Source organism: Agromyces humi, from assembly GCF_009720255.1.
Lineage (GTDB): Bacteria > Actinomycetota > Actinomycetes > Actinomycetales > Microbacteriaceae > Agromyces > Agromyces humi.
Map to the genome: position 1 here is coordinate 1 of NZ_WJSP02000394.1, position 3253 is coordinate 3253.

A 3253-nucleotide genomic window follows, 5' to 3' on the forward strand; every position below is an offset into this window, starting at 1 on the left:
CGCCGGCCTCGGTGAGCAGGCCGCGCACGCGCGCGCCCTCGTCGTCGTCGCCGAGCAGGGTGTGCAGCACCGTGCGGCGGCCGAGCCCCACGAATCCGAGCGCCTTGCCCGCCGAGGTCGCGCCGAGCGTCTCGTACTCGTCGAGCGCGAACTGCATGTGCGGCACCGGCTCGGGCAGTCGGTCGAGCATGACGATGCGGTTCCACGAGGTCGGCCCGGCGATGAAGACGTGATCGGTCATCCGCTCATTCTGGCGGATGCCTCGGGGACTCCGGTCGGGCGCGGGCGGCGCAGGACTGCGACAGGATGGTGCGATGAGCACGACGACGAGCTGGCCGACGGATGCCGCTGAGCTCCTGCCCGACGACGGCTACGCCGGCACCCTGGTCGGTCGCGCGTGGGTCCCCGACGCGGGCGGCCCGTGTGTCGTCGGGATCCGTGAGGATGGCGTCATCGACGTGACGGCGAGCTTCCCGACGATGCGGGCACTCACCGAGACACCCGACCCGGCCGCCGCCGCCGCGGCTGCGACCGGCCCCGTGCTGGGCGCTCTCGACGACCTCGTCGCCAACACGCCGCCCGAGCGACGCGACCCGGCCCGCCCGTGGCTGCTCTCGCCGATCGACCTGCACGTGGTCAAGGCCGCGGGCGTCACCTTTCCCGTGTCGATGCTCGAGCGCGTCATCGAGGAGCGGGCGCGCGGCGACCAGGACGCCGCCGGCGCGATCCGGGCCGAGATCCACGCGGTGCTCGGCGGCTCGCTCGACTCGCTGCGACCGGGCTCGCCCGAGGCGGTCGACCTCAAGGTGTTCCTGGTCGACCGCGGATGGTGGAGCCAGTACCTCGAGGTGGGCATCGGTCCCGACGCCGAGGTGTTCACGAAGGCCCCGGTGCTCTCGACCGTCGGCGCGTGCGTCGACGTCGGGGTGCTGTCGACGTCGGCGTGGAACAACCCCGAGCCCGAGATCGTGCTCGTCGTGGCATCCGACGGTCGCATCGTCGGCGCGAGCCTGGGCAACGACGTCAACCTGCGCGACGTCGAGGGGCGCAGCGCCCTGCTCCTGGGCAAGGCGAAGGACAACAACGCGTCGGCCGCCGTCGGCCCGTTCGTGCGCCTGTTCGATGCGACCTACGACCTCGACGCGCTGCGGAGGTCGGTGGTGACGCTCTCCGTCGCGGGCGACGACGGCTACCGGCTCGACGGCGCCAGCGAGCTCGCCCGGATCAGCCGCGACCCCGCCGAGCTCGTGGCGCAGGTGGTCGGTGCGCACCACCGGTACCCCGACGGGTTCGCGCTCTACCTCGGCACGATGTTCGCGCCGGTCGACGACCGCGACGAGCCGGGCCGCGGCTTCACCCACCATGACGGCGACGTCGTGCGCATCGCCGAGCCCCGCCTCGGAGCGCTCGTCAACCGCGTGCGGTCGAGCGAGTCCGCCGAGGGGTGGACGTTCGGCATCGACGACCTCTACCGGTCGCTCGCCCGCCGCGGGCTGCTCGGCTGACGGGGCCGGGCTCCTCGACCGCGCCCCGACCTACTCGAGCCACTCCGTCTCGAACGTCGGGCTCGCGTGGATGTTCGTCGACACGAACGGTTCACCGCCGATCACCGCGAACTTGTGCGGCATGAACGCCGGCACGACGAGCACCTGGCCGCCGGATGCCTCGAGCCGCTCGTCGCCGACGGTGAACAGCGCCCGTCCGTGGCGCACGACGAACGTCTCCGTGTACGGATGCCGGTGCAGCCGCGGCCCGGCGCCGTCGCGCGACTCGTACTCAAGGATCAGCGACACCTGCGAGCCGATCGACGCGCCCTCGATGTCGTCGTTCCAGCCCACGTCGTCGGTCGCGGCATCCGCCCGCTGGTAGATGAGCACCACTGGCCTCTCCTCTCCGTCGAGTCGAACGCGCGCCACGATAACGCGAGGCACCGGATACCGCCACCGCGCGTTCGCCCTGTCGCAGTCGTACCGGAGTGTGGTGGGATGACGGGGTGGGGGCGATCGTCGCCGGTGCGACCGGTCTGAGTTCCGCCGAGGTCGCCGAGCGCGTCGCACGGGGCGACACGAATGCCTTCGAGAGCCCGTCGAGCCGCAGCGCGTGGAGCATCATCCGCGCGAACGTGTTCACCCTCTTCAACGCCATCATCGGGGCGTGCTTCCTCGTGCTGCTGCTGATCGGCCGCTGGCAGGACGCCCTCTTCGGCATCAGCGCGGTCGCCAACACGATCATCGGCTCGGTGCAGGAGTTCCGCGCGAAGCGCTCGCTCGACCGGCTCGCGCTCATGCACGCCCCGCACGCCCGGGTGCTCCGCGACGGCCGCGAGCAGGAGATCGCCATCGCGGAGGTCGTGCTGGGCGACCTGCTCGTGCTGCGCGCCGGCGACCAGGTCGCGGCCGACGCCGCCGTGGAGACCTCCGAGCGCCTGCAGCTCGATGAGTCGATGCTCACGGGTGAGTCCGATCCCGTCGACAAGGCGTCCGGCGACGCCGTGCTGTCGGGCTCGATCGTGGTCGGCGGCGGCGGAACGGCCGTGGTCGACAAGGTGGGCGCGGACTCGTTCGCGAACCGGCTCTCGAGCGAGGCCAAGCAGTTCTCGCTCGTGGCATCCGAGCTCCGCAGCTCGATCAACCGGGTGCTCGGCTGGGTGGCCTGGATCATCGGACCGGTCAGCCTGCTCGTGCTCAACGCGCAGATGGTGTCGCAGGGCGGCTGGCCCGAGGCCATCGAGAGCGGTGGATGGCAGGATGCCGCGGTCGCGACCATCGCGTCGGTGGTCGCCATGATCCCGTTGGGCCTCGTCCTGATGACGAGCATCGCGTTCGCGGTGGGCGCGGTGAAGCTCGCCAACCGCAAGGTCCTCGTGCAGGAGCTGGCCGCCGTCGAGGGGCTCGCCCGTGTGGACCTCATCTGCCTCGACAAGACCGGCACCCTCACCGAGGGCGACATCGTGTTCGACGCGGCGCACGCGCTCGGGGCGACGCAGCCCGACGGCTGGACCGACGTGCTCGCCTGGTACGGGGCCGAGCCCGAGGCGAACGCGACCGCACGCTGCCTCGTCGAGCCGTATCCGCTGCAGCGCGTGCTCCAGCCCGAGGCGCGCATCGCGTTCTCGTCGGCCCGCAAGTGGAGCGCGGTCGGCTTCGCGGGATCAGGAACGTGGGTGCTCGGCGGGCCGGAGATGGTGTTCGCCGCCTCCGGCGACGGCGACGGCGACGGCGACGGAGCCGACCGGGAGACGGATGCCGCGGTC

3 protein-coding genes and 1 pseudogene are annotated in these 3253 nt (G+C 72.0%); 2 read left to right on the plus strand and 2 right to left on the minus strand.

The features are described from left to right. Positions 1 to 241, minus strand: a pseudogene (locus GH736_RS19705) (carbohydrate kinase family protein); the annotation flags it as partial. A gap of 73 nt (positions 242 to 314) precedes the next feature. Between GH736_RS19705 and GH736_RS19710 the strand changes: the two are divergent. Beyond that, positions 315 to 1505 (plus strand): fumarylacetoacetate hydrolase family protein, encoded by a 1191-nt coding sequence (locus GH736_RS19710; RefSeq protein ID WP_159606359.1) that lies wholly within the window; start codon positions 315 to 317, stop codon positions 1503 to 1505. A gap of 30 nt (positions 1506 to 1535) precedes the next feature. On the opposite strand, the gene GH736_RS19715 is transcribed toward GH736_RS19710, so the two are convergent. Further along, entirely contained in the window at positions 1536 to 1880 is a 345-nt protein-coding gene (locus GH736_RS19715; protein ID WP_235934508.1) for a cupin domain-containing protein, read from the minus strand. A 113-nt stretch (positions 1881 to 1993) separates the two neighbouring features. Between GH736_RS19715 and GH736_RS19720 the strand changes: the two genes are divergently transcribed. Then, a partial coding sequence (locus GH736_RS19720; protein WP_235934510.1) for an HAD-IC family P-type ATPase occupies positions 1994 to 3253 on the plus strand: 1260 nt, incomplete at its 3' end.

What these genes read in the sequence shown, in the direction of transcription:
- GH736_RS19710 (WP_159606359.1), top strand. Translation starts at nt 315, where the DNA reads ATGAGCACGACGACGAGCTGGCCGACGGATGCCGCTGAGCTCCTGCCC.